The organism is Pedobacter ghigonis, assembly GCF_903166585.1.
GTDB lineage: Bacteria > Bacteroidota > Bacteroidia > Sphingobacteriales > Sphingobacteriaceae > Pedobacter > Pedobacter ghigonis.
This window is the reverse complement of the sequence record NZ_CAESCM010000020.1, coordinates 42,546-57,060: the sequence shown is the minus strand read 5'-3', so window position 1 is coordinate 57,060 and position 14,515 is coordinate 42,546. Positions and strand designations below refer to the sequence as shown.

Here is a 14,515-nt window from a genome sequence, read left to right as displayed (position 1 = left end):
TGTGTTATTCTCCGTTTATCATTTGTACTATGGTACCGTAACTCATCCAAACCATGGTAAGCACCACTGCCCAACCCGTTAAGGTGAGCCATAGCGGCTGTTTGTAACTGGCAATAATTTTACTGCGGTAAGCTGCAACAAGCATTACACCTAATGCAATAGGCAATATAAAACCATTAATTGCCCCTACTGTTAGCAATATTTTAACAGGCTTGCCAATGAGGATAAAAATAACGCAGGAAACAGAAATAAAAGTAATGATAATGGCGCGGTTAAATTTAAGGATCAAAGGGTTAAAGCTTTTAATGAAAGATACAGACGTGTAAGCCGAACCAACTACCGAAGAGATACCTGCAGCCCATATTACTACACCGAATATTTTATAACCGATTTCGCCACTGGCGAGTTTAAATACCGAAGCAGCCGGATTACCGGCATCTAAGGTAAAACCTTTACTTACCACGCCTAATGCAGCAATAAACAATAATAAACGCATTATCGATGCCAAACCTATTGCGCTTAAAGCTCCTTTGTTCACAGCACCAAGGTGTTGTATGCCGGTTTGGCGGGCATCTAACAAACGATGTGCCCCCGAAAAGGTAATGTAACCACCAACCGTTCCGCCAACTATGGTTAAAACTGCCGTAAAACTGAATTGCGTAGGATTAACCGATCTTAAAGCTGCCTCGGCCAGGGGTGGCGAACTGGTATAGGCAATAAACAGGGCGAGTAAAATTTTAATCAGCCCCATGCATTTGGCAAAAAGATCCATGGCCTTACCGGCTTCTCTGTAAATAAAAATACCAATAGCCATAATTGCGCTGATTACTGCCCCCTGCCCAACACTGATGCCGAACAATACATTTAAACCAAGTCCAGCCCCAGCAATATTCCCGATATTAAAAGCCAAACCGCCCAAAAAGACAAGAAAGGAAATAAAATAACCCAATCCGGGAAACACCTTATTGGCAATATCCTGTGCAGGTTTATCGGCAACGGCTATAATGCGCCAGATATTGAGCTGGGCAATGGCATCGAGTACGATTGAAAGCAGGATTACAAAAGCAAAACTAGCGCCCAGCTGCTGCGTAAATACAGCTGTTTGCGTTAAAAAGCCAGGCCCAATGGCCGACGAAGCCATTAAGAAGGCAGCACCTAAAAGCACGCTCCAATTGTACTTATTTTTCATATCGTGGAGCTTTAACCAAAATCCCTTCCGATTTTAACTTTTCGGCAATGCGTTTTGCAAAGGTTACTGCGTGTACACCATCGCCATGCACGCAAATGGTTTCGGCATCAACGGCAACAATTTTACCGCTTACACTGCGCACTTCCTGTTTTAATGCAAAAGCAACAACCTGATTTAAAGCCGCGTTTTCATCCGTAATCAGCGCACCGGCTTCGGTGCGCGGCGTTAACGATCCGTCATCCTGATAACTTCGATCAGCAAAAACTTCCGAGGCAGTTGCAATGCCCTTATTTTGGGCTTCAGCAATCATTTTACTCCCCGAAAGTGCATACAAAATTAATTTCGGATCAAAATCATACACCGCTTGTACAATGGCTTTAGCAAGTTCTGCATCTTTAGCAGCCATATTGTAAAGTGCACCATGTGCTTTTACGTGATTTAATTTTCCTCCTGCGACCTTTACAAAAGCGCTTAGAGCCCCAATCTGGTACAACGTAAGCTGATAGGCTTCCTGTGCCGAAATTTTCATTTCCCTGCGTCCAAAACCCTGCAAATCGGGCAAGCCCGGATGTGCACCTATTGCCACTCCTTTTTTGATGGCCATGGCCACCGTTTGCTGCATTACGGCAGGATCGCCTGCATGAAAACCACAGGCAATATTGGTTGATGAAATGTAATCCATCAGTTCAACATCATTGGGCATGGTATAATTTCCAAATGCTTCGCCCATATCGCAATTCAGATCTATTTCTTTCATATTGTGCTGGTGTACTTTATATTTATAGCCTTGCTAATCAACAACAAATCATGCTCTTGCTGAAGATAAAGTTCTTCTGCTTCATCTCTCGATATTTCAGAAAAACTGATCTCATCTCCTGGTTTTAACTGTGCACATAATGGTAAATCTACATCGGCAACGTGTGCAATACGCGGGTAGCCACCAGTTGTCTGGCAGTCGGCCATTAATATCACCAAATCGCCATTGCCTGTTACCTGTATAACACCGGGGGTAACTGCGGTACTGAGCAGTTCCTTCTTTGCTTTCCGAACCATAGGTTTGCCCGATAAATGGCAACCCATCCTATCGCTCTTTAAACTGATTTGGTATGTTTTGGTTAAGAATGCAATAATCGAGCTGGCATCAAACCAGTTAAATTCGTTAGCTAGTACCACTCTGATGCTTTTCCGGTTAAGCGGCAACAAAATTTCGCGCGAAATGCGCCAGTTGGGATAAATTAAACCCCTGCTGCTCAACTCATGTATAATAGCTGCAGAAACAGCACTGATGGCATCACCATTGCACAACACATCACCTGCAACCAGTTTACGCCCCTCCAAACCACCAAATTTAACCGGCAGGTAAGTGCTTTTACTTCCCATTATCTCGGGTACCTGCCAGCCCCCTGCTACAGCCAGGTAGGTACGTGCGCCTAGCGGGTTATGGGTAAAAGTAAGTATTGCCCCTTCCGGAAAAAGCAGTGGTTTTTCTGCAGGCATTATCTCGCCTCTGTACATCAAAAAAGCGCCATCGCCCGAGTAAGCCAGCAAAACAGCCGTATGGGTTTTAAATGAAGCATTTGCATAGGTAAATTCGAGGGTTGCCCTATCATCGTCATTGCCAACGGCTTTATTGGCCAGGCGGTGGGCCAGCTGGTCCATAGCGCCCGAAACGGGGATAGCCTGCGCAAGGTATTGGTATCTTCCCCTATCTTGCACGGTAGTTAACAGTCCAGGCTTAATCATGCTTATCTCCATCTTTTAAACCCGGTAAGCATTAAATTCTTCGATGGTAATGTCTTTAAAGGTAATCGAATCGCCACCTTTTAAAAGCGCAGGTTGTTGGCGCGTTGCATCAAACAACTGCAATGGGGTTCGGCCAATAATCTGCCAGCCACCGGGTATTTCAATTGGGTAAATACCGGTTTGTAATCCGGCTATACCCACAGAACCGGCAGGTATTGCAGCTGCTGGCACCTGTTTTCGGGGAGTAGCCAATGTTTGTGGCATCCCTCCCATATAAGCAAAACCGGGTACAAAGCCTATCATATAAACACGATAACTGGCACCGCTGTGTAAGGTAATTACCTCCGTTTCGCTAAGGCCGTTGTTTTGAGCAACAGTTAAAATATCAGGTCCAAAATCGCCCCCATAACATACCGGGATAACGATATGGTTTCCCCCAAGCCCTGTTTGGCCGGGCTCATTGTGGCTAATTGTCTTTAAATAAGCCGAAACCTTTTCGTAACAGGTTTTACCTGGCAAATCTGCCGAGGCAACCACTAAGGGATCGAAAAAAACAGTTAATGTGCTGTATGCAGGTACGGTAGTGGTTAGGCCCGAAAAAGGATTTTGCGTTAGAAGCCGGTTAAAGCTGCTTACCAGATGCCACAGTGTTTCGCTTATTACCTGGCCAAATACCACTGTTAAGGCTTTTTCGCTTAAGGCATAAATAGAAATGGAATAATCAGACGCAAAGTCTTCCTGCTGTTCGCTCATACTAACTATACCAAACTATTTTCAGAATAAATAAGCTGCATACCTGTTGTGTAAACAAAGTGTAGCCATAAAAATGATTATATAATATCGAAATAGCAAGTTTAATGCGTTTTTGGATAAAAAGCTGTAAAAGCGGGTATCAATCGGTGTATATTGACTAAATAATCCTCAGATACCTGATTAAACAGCCTGTTTAATCCCCTTTATACCACCGCTTAAAAGCCACTGCTTTACGCTGACTAACTATTAAACTGCGGTTATTGGGCAAATTACATTTTAAAATTAGTTTCAACCGCCTCGAGTCTCCCAACTCAAAGCCTGTAATAATAGCCCGGTTTACAATATCCGAACGGTTAATTAAAAAATATTGATCTGCAGGTAATTCGCTTAAACTTTGCTCGAGCGTTTTACTCCATATTACCGATTCACCGTTTTTTAAAACCGCTAAATAACCCTGCCCTAGAGGAAAATGGCTACGACTTCCGTTTTACTTTGGTTAACTTCTGATGGTTTATGCTTATTTGGCAAGCGAAATTTTGACCGTTGCTGCAATCCCCGCATTTGAGCAATAATTAAGTACATTAAATTTAAAAACAGCACAAAGCAAACCACCAGGGTAAAATCGTACTTAAAATACCCTGCTGTAATAATATTTTTTCCGCTGATATAAAAGTAGACTGCCGCTAGTAAAACCATCACCAGTAACGTTAACATTACTCCAAAAATCAGTTGAAGCCAAAGCCTGCTACTAAAACTGGTTGTCCAGGGCTTTATTTTATCTAAATACCTGGTAATAGCTAAAACAAACTCGCCTCCTGCCAATGTAATGATAAAGCTTCCCAAAACAGCCCGATAATAGTAGGGTAATTGCAGTAAAGTAAAAATGCTTTCGGGTTCGCCATAAGCTACAAGATAATGAGCAGCCAATAAAAAAACAGGTGTACGATAATAAATTACCGGATAAGCAATGTTGCATTTGGAGAGGTACATAGCGTTAAATTTAATGTGATAGACCAACTTCAGGTTTCAGATAATTAGAAACTTATAAGTCCTACTGCAAAAGGTTCTCCAAAATTAAGAGAACATGTATCGTTCAGCTCATTTTTTGCTATCGTTCAGCTTTAAAACCACTTTAAACCCACAAAAAAATATTAAACGGAGATTATGTTTGCTTACCCGATTGGGGAATTTATTAACCTTAACACCTACTATTATGCAAAAATTTCCATTTACTGATTTGGGGGGGCAAGACCTTCAAAATCAACTTTACCAACTTACCGATGTCCAACTTAAAGCAGAAGCAGATCTGATTTCATTGGATTTTAAAAAATGGATGGCTGAACATTTTACATTAAGCCCCACGCAACTGCATTTTATTGCGAAACAATCCCAGAAAATGATTGGCTTTTTGTCTACTCAAACAGCTATTGCAATTTTAAACCGCTTGCCTATTATATTAATCAAGCCAGCATCGAAACCTGATAACGAAGTTGCAGACAGCAAGTTAATACCTAATTATTAAATCAAATATAATACAAATAACTGAAATTGCGGTAACAAATCACCGCAATTATTTAAAATAAGTTAGAGACTTTGAGCGCTTAATAATTATAACCTTAATGATTAAGAAAGAAGGCTCAGAAATTCAAAAGAAATTTGGTTTCCATCTGCAGAAGATCAGGAACCAAAAAGGCTTGAGTTTGCGCGCCATGGCCCGGAATTGTGAGATTGATGACAGCAATATTTCTAAAATCGAAAACGGTAAATTTGATGTGCAGCTTACCACAATTATTGAACTGGCTAAAGGATTAGATATCCACCCGAAAGATTTACTCGACTTTTAACTGGCTTTACAGGCTAAAAATTTTTCCTTACAATACTTCCTATCGCTTCTGCCCAAAACTTACCCAATGATGCTGCCCCTAGTTTATTTGGATGCAAATAAAAAGTACCCGCCTGTCCTTTCTCAGGAATTAGTTCGGTTAAGTGATGCTTCTTAAAATAAGCAAATGCTTTCTTGTCGCCCACAAACACATGTTTCGGATGAGTTAACCGGTAACTTTTAGCCAGACTATCTATTTTTGGAATATAGCTTTGCAATCGCGATAAACCTTCCTGCAGGTATTTGGAACTATTATAGGTATTTGGGCTATACCATATCGGATGATGCAATACCACTACAGCTTTAGGAAAATCAGCCAATAATTTATCGACTATAATTTTTACATTTTCGATATATCGGTCGGGAGATACGGGCGAACCATGAGGGCCTTGTATTGCACTGTCGTTCGTACCGAGTTTCACCGAAAAAACAAGCAGTGCTTCTTTATCAGTAAAAGCATTTGCAGCTTCCTCTATTTTAGTAAACGTACGGGTTTCACTGGGTAAAAAATCGAAAGTGGTGTACCCGCTATGCCCCTGATTGCTGAATTTAACTGTTCCAATTCCTTTTTGTTTAAGCAAATAAGCAACTGCGTTAGCTGGCGGAGCTTCGACCACATTGGCCAATTGTACACCCTGAGTTATACTATTGCCTATAAACACAATATTCAGGTTCCTTTTTCCCTCTTGTGCACATAAAAACGAAGCACTAAATAGTGAAAAAACTAAACATAAAAGGATTTTTTTCATCTGCGTATTTATTTTTTTCAGGCTAACCTACAACAAATTAACAAGTTAATCTCCCTGCAGCTCCACTTTTTTTACTAAATCTAAAAGTTCTTCCTTTTCTTCAGCTTCCAGTTCAATCATTCCGTTAAAGAGCTCAAAAATCTGATCGCGCTGGTTAGAAACAAGTAAAAGATCCATTAACCTCACCAGTGTTCTTTTCTGGCCGGTATTTAAACTGCCAAATAATTTAGGCTCAGCTTCGTAAATAGCCTTAATTAAATTGATAAGCTCAGGTTTCCGTTGTTGTTTTTCTCTTTCATTTGCATATACCGGAAATATATCTTCCTGCTCGTAAGCATCAATTAAGCGGTTTGCGTATTCCTTCAAAAAAGGCTTGCGCTTGCTTTTCAGATATTCGGTTAGTTCTTTTATCAGAAAGCGGTATTCGGGCGATGATTTTGCGGCACCAAATATGGCCACCTGCCCTTCGTTTTCAAAACTTTTAAAATCGAAATCGCGAAAGAAATCGCTGTCGATATAAACACTATGAAAATAATCATCGCTTTTTTTGTTCAGGGTGGTATAATCTTTATATACTTCTTCTCCACCCGCCAGAAAATAATATTTAGATAACTCTTTGTGCAGGTTATCTTTCCAATGCACATATTTAATTTTAAAATTAACGGCGGTATCGGGATAATAAAGGTTAAACTCCTCTAAACTTTTAATGTTATCGCTAAAATTAAGGGCAGTACCATTTACAATAACCGAATAGTTTTTATGCTTATTCAATTCTATGAACCAACAGAATTCGTTAATCAGGAAAGGAAGCACACTTTCTTCTAAATCCTGTTGCCCAATGCGCAGGTTAGAAAAAGAAACTACGGTACCCGTGTTGCCATTTGCTGTAGGCAGTGCTGAAAAATCGTGATTATAACTGTTGAGGCCACCAGTACTGATGTAAATTTCGCCATGCCTGAATCCGTTCTCCGCCTGATAAGTAGTACGCCATGTGGCATTATGGGCAAAAGTAAAAAAAGTAAGCCTCCCCACCCCATTTCGGCCATGCATTTTAGAAGTATGCTTAGGCGTAATAACCTGAATGGCTTTTTCCGACTCGAAAAAAGGATCGAATTTCTTTTGCAAACGGTCGAAATCAATTCCATACCCGTTATCGGCAATATCCAAACTTTCTAAATGGCCAAGAGCATTGGCCACATAATCAATTTTGATGGTATCGGCATTGGCATCAAAACCATTCCAGATGTACTCGGCAATGGCTTGTTTCTCATTATAGTTTTTTAATACTTTTTGAATACCTTTTGAGGTGATGTTAACACTTACCGACATAATACTAAATTAATTAGCAAATATAATATTAAATTCTACCTTAGCTTAAATTTTCAGTTTTAAGTTTTAAACATGGTGTAATTTTATAGGTCGTGCAGGCTGTATTCTTTACCTAAATTAACCCTGGTGCAAGCGTATTTCTCTTTTTTCAGATAAAATTTGGATTTTCTGTAATAAAGCTATAATTTCTCCCCTGTAATAGATCATCCCAATTCTTTTGCATTGGTTTAATTAATGAGGGCCATATTTATTATTGTTGCTTGCTTTATGGTAAGCGGCCTATGTGTTGCACAACCTGTGATAAAGGTTGAAGGGCAAAACTTCATCAATTTAGGCCAATCGGCTTATTTTTGGCGGGATAGTACCGGAAAAACCTCTTTCGAAACAGTAGAAAAACTGAGTCCTGCGGAGTTTGCACCAGGAAAATCGCCTGTTTTCAACGGAGGAACAAGTGGCCATGCCTGGTGGATGAAATTACGTTTCAGCCGGAAACCCGGAACAATCCCCTATCTGTTTATTGATTATGCCAGTATCGATTCGCTCTGTTTATTTTACCGCGATACTTTGGGTAATGTACAGCATGTGCACTCGGGCATGTTGGGTTTAAAACAAAATGATGCCGTACTCGGTACCGGATATATCTTTCCATTACAACATACCCAGGCACCTGTAAGCGAAATTTATATCCGAATGCAGACTATGAATACGCTGCTGGTTCCCTTGAAATTAATTACCGAACCGGTGTTAAACCGTGCATTAACCAAAGAGTACAGTGCACAGCTTATTTATATGGGCATTGCAGTGATGATTCTCATTTTCCACCTGTTTATGTTCGTAATGACGAGGAGCAAGCTTTTTGCTTTGTACATGGCGCGGGTAATATTGCTTTTTTTCATTACCATGGTGTGCTACCTGCAGGGTTATGGCCTCATGCTTAGCTTGCCTATAGCCCGGTTTATTTTCTTGCATGCCCATTTCTTTATTGCACTCGGTTACATCTGCACCATCCTGTTTAACAGCTATTTCTTAAAGCTGAAAAGACAACTCCCGCTCCTGCATAAAATCTTTAAAACATTAAATATTGCCTGGGGGCTGATTTTAGTATGCTCGCTCTGGGATGCCAGAAGTATTACCAATGCACTCACACAGCTTTTATTCCTGATTACCTCGCTGCTCTTTTTATTTAGCAGTATAAAAGTAATTGTTATACGCGGCTACGCTAAAACTGCTCCTTTTATTAGCTTTTATGTTTTAGGATGGATACCTGTTGCATTGGTTTCTATTTACCTGGTGCTAAGTTTAATGGCAATTATTCCTTTTCAATCTTACGCCTTTAATCTCCTCACCTTTGCTGCCATAATTGAGGGGATATTAATCAGTTTAGGACTTTTTGGACAAAGGCTCCGTTTGCTTTCCCGTCATAATGCCCATTTTCGCCGGCAGCGCATTCTTTTGCAGGAACAAATGGAAGGTTATAAAAAACAGTTAGACGAAAAAGTAGTGGCCCCGACTATTCCGTTATCGCTAAAAGAACTGACCAACCTGGCGCAAACAAGAGATCCATCATTTATGGAAAGGTTCCGCGAAAATGAAACCGGATTTATAAAAGAGCTCTTACAGTTATCTCCGCAGCTACTCCCGGCCGAACTTGAGCTTTGTGCCTACATGAGGTTAAATTTCGACACTAAAGAAATTGCCCGTGCCTGCCGCCTAAGTGTGCGTGCTGTAGAAAGCAGAAAATACCGGGTGCGCAAGAAACTGGGGATTGATGCTGAAGCAAATTTGCAAACCTGGATGCTGGATTTAGCCAGAACGTCCTAAATAATATACAAAAAACATACAATGTAAATTAATATCATTGCCAACTTATACAGGCAGCAAACTTTAATAAAAGACTAAGCAACAACAACTTAATAAAACCTGCGTAGAAATGCGTAGTTCGAAAATGCATGTACCGCATCTTCTTTGTATAAATTCAGTCGGAGTACTGGCGGTGCGATACCGTTTATGACCAAACAAACTCTTGTTTATGTCTGAAAGTACCCGATTTTAACCATGTCGGTAGCAACGGTCTTATCCGGGATGATTTGTTACACGACTACCGGCATGGTATTTTATTAAACGCTAATCAACTCAAAACAATACCCGCAAATGAAAAACCATTAAGACACATATTTTAAATAACTGAAAAAGAGCATTTTAAAAAAGTTGCGTAGGAGTGAGTAGAGAATAATTTTGATAACTTTTAAATGCGTCATTTCTTTGTCCCTGTCTGCCTTAATAAAGATTTTAAACAGATGCTGCGCTTTGGGAGGTCTGGACAGGGGACGGTCCAGCCTTCTAGATGCCAGCTAGTAAAACAAACTATGAAACCAAGTGCCACACCCGCCAAAATTATTGAAAGCATACAAGATTTTTATAACGGAAAAGAACCAGAACTCATTTATTCGGAGCTAGCAATCGATAAAGATTGCTTTGATACCTGGATAAGGGATTTTGGAATTATTGCCAACGAACTGATGGAATTGAGGGATGAGAACGAAAAACTAAGACTGATGTTTACCAATCTAAGTCTTGTTAATCAAAGCCTTCGCAGTTCACTTGATAGTTTAACACGCTCCGATTCTAAGTTAATTGATTTGCTGATAGAAAAGCGAAAGACAGGTAGTCTTCGTTACCCTTAAAAATGCGCCCGTTACATGCCAAAAATCATCATCTTAGAAAACTACCCGGCAACGCTTGATGCAATTAAAATGATTTTCGAGTTTGAGGGTTATGAGGTATTGGCACTTTCCGGGCCACAACATTTACATACACAGATTTCAGCTTTTCAGCCGGATATTATTTTAATCGATGCTTTGCTGGGCTTAGCCGATGGGCGTTCGATCTGCACTGAACTAAAACTATCGGTACATGCGCACATTCCGATTCTTTTGATGTCATCCTATCTGGAGTTTAGCCATAATCATCATTTTGCAGTGTACTGGGATGATTACATCGAAAAACCTTTCGAAATGATTGCTATTGTAAATCGCGTAAAAATGCTGCTCACAAAAAAAGTCAGCCAGGATTAATCCCGGCTGACTTTAAATACATCAAGGCTTGTATTACCCAAATAGGTCGCTACTTAAATAGCGGTCGCCCCTATCACAGGCAATAAACACGATTGTTCCTGAATCAAGCTCCGAGGCAAGCTTTAATGCCGCAGCACAGGCACCACCAGAGCTCATACCTGCAAAAAGGCCTTCTTCTTTGGCCATTCTGCGCGACATCACTGTGGCTTCTTCCTGCGCAATATCCATTACCCGGTCTACCCTTTCAGGTTCGAATATTTTAGGGAGGTATTCTTCAGGCCAGCGTCTGATTCCCGGGATTGATGATCCTTCTGTTGGCTGACAACCTACTATCTGAATGTTGCTGTTTTTTTCTTTAAAATATCTCGAACAGCCCATAATGGTACCTGTGGTACCCATCGAGCTTACAAAGTGCGTAATTTGCCCAGCAGTATCGCGCCAGATTTCAGGGCCGGTAGCTTTATAGTGGGCCATGTAATTATCCGGGTTTGCAAACTGGTTTAATAAGAAATGTCCGGGGGTAACTCCTTTTGCTTCTGCATAATCGCGACACTCCTCAATACTCCCTAACAGTGTAACCTTAGCGCCAAATGCCTCCATGGTTACTTTACGTTCGCGTGTTGAATTGGCGGGCATTACCAGCTCTATTTCTAAACCATATAAACTTGCAATCATAGCCAGGGCAATACCGGTGTTTCCACTGGTTGCTTCAACCAGCTTGGTTTCGGGGCTTACCTGGCCGCGTTCTATTGCACTTCTGATCATATTTAACGAGGCCCTGTCTTTTACACTTCCGCCAGGGTTATTGCCTTCCAGTTTGGCAAATACCTTTACCGCTGGATTGATGTTCAGTTTTTGGAGTTCGGCCATCGGCGTGTTACCGATAAGATCGATTATTCCTGCCATATTATTCTGTTTTAACTTGTTTCTTTGTGGTTTCTGATGGTAACTATGGGCGAATGATAGGCTGTTGAAAATGGCTCAATACTCTCGGTAAGCCACACGTTACCTCCTATTATACTATCATGCCCGATAACAGTATCGCCGCCTAAAATGGTTGCGCCCGAGTAAATTACTACTCGGTCTTCTACCGTTGGGTGCCTTTTACTTCCTGCAAGCGCTTTTTTAACACTCAAAGCGCCAAGCGTTATGCCCTGATAAAACTTTACGTAGCGACCGATAATACTGGTTTCGCCAATTACAATTCCGGTACCGTGGTCGATATAAAAGTACTCGCCTATGCTGGCAGCCGGGTGGATATCGATACCCGTTTTTGAATGTGCATGCTCTGTAAGTATGCGGGGAACGAGTGGAACATCGAAATTATAGAGCAGATGTGCTATGCGGTAAAAACAGATAGCATAAAAGCCCGGGTAAGTTCTGATCACCTCAAACCTGCTCTGGGCAGCCGGATCGCCTTCGTAAATGGCCGAAATATCCGTATTGAGCACGCGGTATAACTCAGGTAGTCCGGCAAAAAATTCTCCGGCTACTTTTTTACATTCGTTGTTTTTGAGTTTGCAGCTGGCTGATATAATCATAAAAAGTTCAAGCTCCAGTCCTGACACATATTGTTTCAGTGCTGAAATATCTGAAAATTCCTGCCCTGCATTTTCTGGAAAAATGACCTTAATCAGCTTTTCTGCCCAATTCGATATGACTTCGTTTGGTGGAATATTTGGCTGTTCGAGGGGATTTTTAAAAATATGCTCAAAAAAATGGTCCTCCATCATTATTGTCTGCCCCACTAAAATTTGTTTTGTTGATTAACTATATAGATTTAATCGTTAAATGTAAGTTTTGTTTTTTTAAACCAGAACTTATCAGGCATTTTTTATTGCAAAAATTGCCTTATCTTAACAATAAGATCAATAACAGCCTCAAAACTATGAGGAATACCAGAATCAGGAATTAATTTTTAGGCCACGCAGCCAGAGGGGCTGTTGCAGGTCTTTTAGATGAAGGTTTTTCAGGTGTTAAAAAAACGGATATGTTTTTACTGCTGTTCGCCTTAAGCTGAGTAGTGAAACCAATAATAGTAGTTCCGGGGTTTGGCGCGTCGTAACTGGTAACCGGAGCGGTAGGCCATTGTTTCACCTCAATTTTGCCATCCGTTTCGATAAATAAGTAACATTTTTTGCCTTCACTATTCAATTCAATAGTATGTGCATTTAACACTTTCACTGCAGCAGGTGTAACCATCGACCAGCGTAAGGTAACATCCTGATCTCCTGTTTCTACTTCATCGCGGATCAACACTGTCTTTTTATTGATCAGCGCTACTCCCCTTTGCGATTTTTTGAGTTTACCGGCATAAAGTGTACTCATATCAACCACAGCATTCATGAAATTACTGTTATCGGAACTGCTTTGAAAATTTCCCTTTCCGTTAACCAGCTGAAAAGTGCTGTCGACCGAGAGGGTATTGTGTGCCAGATTATTGTACCTGAATATTCTCCAGCGTTGTGCGTCCTGTTTGCTGTTCCATAAATCGATCCCTTTCGACTCTAAGGATTCGTATTCCTGCATACCCAGATCCATTGCCCATCGCACACCCTGGGCTTCCATTACAAAAGAACCCACATCCATGTGTGCATGACTTGTTCCTGACGACCCTCCTTTAAAACCCACAAAAGTAGCCAGGGGACCAGTCCACGAGCTTCGCATCAACGCTACAGGTGTAGTGCCATTTCCGCTCCAGAACGTAGTTTTAGGTGCCTGCACCTGATTAAATGATATGCCGTTTGCCCATAACATAGCCGATGGCAATAAGCGATTATTTAAGAGTTTATGCTCGTTAACCTGCTTTTTGCTTACCCACAGCAATGAGGGGTCTTTTAATTTTGAGGCAAACCAAAAAAGTGCCGGATTAAATTCTGCTACAGCCCTGCTATCCGAATAATTAAACGGCTTACCCGATGGCCCCGTCATATTTACCATATAGCCGGCAGTTTTTAGGAAACCAGGCTGGGTGCTCAATTCAAAATCCTGCTTAAACACACTTTCCAATGCACTAATCAACATTACATTAAAAGAAGTTCCATACTCCCAATAAGCATATCCCTCCGGATAAGCCCCATCAGGTGCATATTGTTTCATGGGTAACACCACGCTTTTAATGGCCCGGTTAACCAATGTAGCCGAAAGTGCCGGGTGCGATTCGAAGGTGGCTATTGCACCAAAGGTAATGCCTGTATTGCATACCTGGTTCCAATTATTGGTAATGTTAAGCCAGTTGTTATACCGTTTATCCATTGAGGGTGTAATCCCTTTCTCCAGAATGGCCAATGATACGGTGTTACGTGTTTCAACAGTTAAATCATGATACAACCAATCGTAACCGATAGCTAAACCCAAGGTCATTTCCCCAACATCGAGGAAATGATTTGGGTTCCAGTCTTTAAAGGCAGAAACAGCCAGCATTTCCTTTTCTGCTCTTTGGAGGTATTTTTTTTCGTGGGTAATCCTGTAAGCGTAAGCCAGGTAATAAATTCTTTTTAATGCTTCTCTCGATACATCCAGCAATCTTTTGCCAATCATAACCCTTTCTAACACCGGCTGGTTTAACATTTTACCAGCACCCGAAAGTATAGCCTGATGGATTTGCCTTAAACCTGCATCTTCATTTATACCTACTACAATCTGTTTTTCTTTATCGGCCGAGATCAGCAAACGGGGATGATCAGGGAGTTTATAAGCAGAATCGATTACAGCAATTTGCCCAATAGCCACGCTCCTGTAAAGGAACATGGCTACCAGACATAAAATGGTTATAAATGATCTTTTTTGAATCACC

Annotated in this window: 15 protein-coding genes and 1 pseudogene; 5 read left to right on the top strand and 11 right to left on the bottom strand. The window is 41.0% G+C overall.

Going from position 1 to position 14,515, the window contains the following annotated elements:
- Positions 1–4: 4 nt before the first annotated feature.
- The 6 genes and pseudogenes from HWV58_RS22120 to HWV58_RS22095 all read right to left on the bottom strand — a co-directional run bounded on the left by HWV58_RS22120 (position 5) and on the right by HWV58_RS22095 (position 4,675).
- The gene (locus tag HWV58_RS22120; RefSeq protein ID WP_175636182.1) at positions 5–1,189 is read right to left on the bottom strand and encodes an NRAMP family divalent metal transporter; all 1,185 of its coding nucleotides are present in this window, start codon (positions 1,187–1,189) and stop codon (positions 5–7) included.
- On the bottom strand, positions 1,179–1,946 hold the full coding sequence (locus HWV58_RS22115; RefSeq protein ID WP_175636181.1) for a LamB/YcsF family protein: 768 nt from the start codon (positions 1,944–1,946) through the stop codon (positions 1,179–1,181). Before HWV58_RS22115 ends, HWV58_RS22120 begins: the two co-directional genes overlap by 11 nt.
- The gene (locus HWV58_RS22110; RefSeq protein ID WP_235972795.1) at positions 1,943–2,932 is read right to left on the bottom strand and encodes a 5-oxoprolinase subunit C family protein; all 990 of its coding nucleotides are present in this window, start codon (positions 2,930–2,932) and stop codon (positions 1,943–1,945) included. Before HWV58_RS22110 ends, HWV58_RS22115 begins: the two co-directional genes overlap by 4 nt.
- Before the next feature lie 15 nt (positions 2,933–2,947).
- Complete coding sequence (pxpB, locus tag HWV58_RS22105; RefSeq protein ID WP_175636179.1) at positions 2,948–3,685, bottom strand: 5-oxoprolinase subunit PxpB; 738 nt, start codon at positions 3,683–3,685, stop codon at positions 2,948–2,950.
- 193 nt (positions 3,686–3,878) lie between these two features.
- Positions 3,879–4,127: pseudogene (locus HWV58_RS24635) on the bottom strand (LytTR family DNA-binding domain-containing protein); the annotation flags it as partial.
- A 17-nt stretch (positions 4,128–4,144) separates the two neighbouring features.
- On the bottom strand, positions 4,145–4,675 hold the full coding sequence (locus HWV58_RS22095) for a hypothetical protein (RefSeq protein WP_175636178.1): 531 nt from the start codon (positions 4,673–4,675) through the stop codon (positions 4,145–4,147).
- A gap of 223 nt (positions 4,676–4,898) precedes the next feature.
- Here HWV58_RS22095 and HWV58_RS22090 point away from each other — a divergent pair, with 223 nt between their 5' ends.
- Complete coding sequence (locus HWV58_RS22090; protein WP_175636177.1) at positions 4,899–5,207, top strand: hypothetical protein; 309 nt, start codon at positions 4,899–4,901, stop codon at positions 5,205–5,207.
- A 97-nt stretch (positions 5,208–5,304) separates the two neighbouring features.
- Entirely contained in the window at positions 5,305–5,529 is a 225-nt protein-coding gene (locus HWV58_RS22085) for a helix-turn-helix domain-containing protein (protein ID WP_175636176.1), read from the top strand.
- A gap of 13 nt (positions 5,530–5,542) precedes the next feature.
- Here HWV58_RS22085 and HWV58_RS22080 read toward each other — a convergent pair whose 3' ends face one another.
- A complete protein-coding gene (locus HWV58_RS22080; RefSeq protein ID WP_175636175.1) occupies positions 5,543–6,316 on the bottom strand; it encodes a GDSL-type esterase/lipase family protein in 774 nt (257 codons plus the stop codon).
- Between the two features lie 45 nt (positions 6,317–6,361).
- Complete coding sequence (locus HWV58_RS22075) at positions 6,362–7,645, bottom strand: ATP-binding protein (protein WP_175636174.1); 1,284 nt, start codon at positions 7,643–7,645, stop codon at positions 6,362–6,364.
- Positions 7,646–7,879: 234 nt separating this feature from the next.
- Here HWV58_RS22075 and HWV58_RS22070 point away from each other — a divergent pair, with 234 nt between their 5' ends.
- The 3 genes from HWV58_RS22070 to HWV58_RS22060 all read left to right on the top strand — a co-directional run bounded on the left by HWV58_RS22070 (position 7,880) and on the right by HWV58_RS22060 (position 10,719).
- Positions 7,880–9,466, top strand: a complete 1,587-nt coding sequence (locus HWV58_RS22070; protein ID WP_175636173.1) for a 7TMR-DISM family protein — start codon at positions 7,880–7,882, stop codon at positions 9,464–9,466.
- 545 nt (positions 9,467–10,011) lie between these two features.
- The gene (locus HWV58_RS22065; RefSeq protein ID WP_175636172.1) at positions 10,012–10,329 is read left to right on the top strand and encodes a hypothetical protein; all 318 of its coding nucleotides are present in this window, start codon (positions 10,012–10,014) and stop codon (positions 10,327–10,329) included.
- A 15-nt stretch (positions 10,330–10,344) separates the two neighbouring features.
- Positions 10,345–10,719, top strand: coding sequence for a response regulator (locus tag HWV58_RS22060; RefSeq protein ID WP_175636171.1), 375 nt, complete (start codon positions 10,345–10,347; stop codon positions 10,717–10,719).
- A gap of 33 nt (positions 10,720–10,752) precedes the next feature.
- Here the strand turns inward: HWV58_RS22060 and cysM are convergent, their stop codons facing one another.
- The 3 genes from cysM to HWV58_RS22045 all read right to left on the bottom strand — a co-directional run bounded on the left by cysM (position 10,753) and on the right by HWV58_RS22045 (position 14,514).
- Positions 10,753–11,625, bottom strand: a complete 873-nt coding sequence (gene cysM, locus HWV58_RS22055; RefSeq protein WP_175636170.1) for a cysteine synthase CysM — start codon at positions 11,623–11,625, stop codon at positions 10,753–10,755.
- Between the two features lie 11 nt (positions 11,626–11,636).
- Positions 11,637–12,449, bottom strand: a complete 813-nt coding sequence (gene epsC / locus HWV58_RS22050; RefSeq protein ID WP_175636216.1) for a serine O-acetyltransferase EpsC — start codon at positions 12,447–12,449, stop codon at positions 11,637–11,639.
- A 181-nt stretch (positions 12,450–12,630) separates the two neighbouring features.
- Entirely contained in the window at positions 12,631–14,514 is a 1,884-nt protein-coding gene (locus HWV58_RS22045) for a heparinase II/III domain-containing protein (protein ID WP_217707046.1), read from the bottom strand.
- Position 14,515 lies beyond the last annotated feature (1 nt).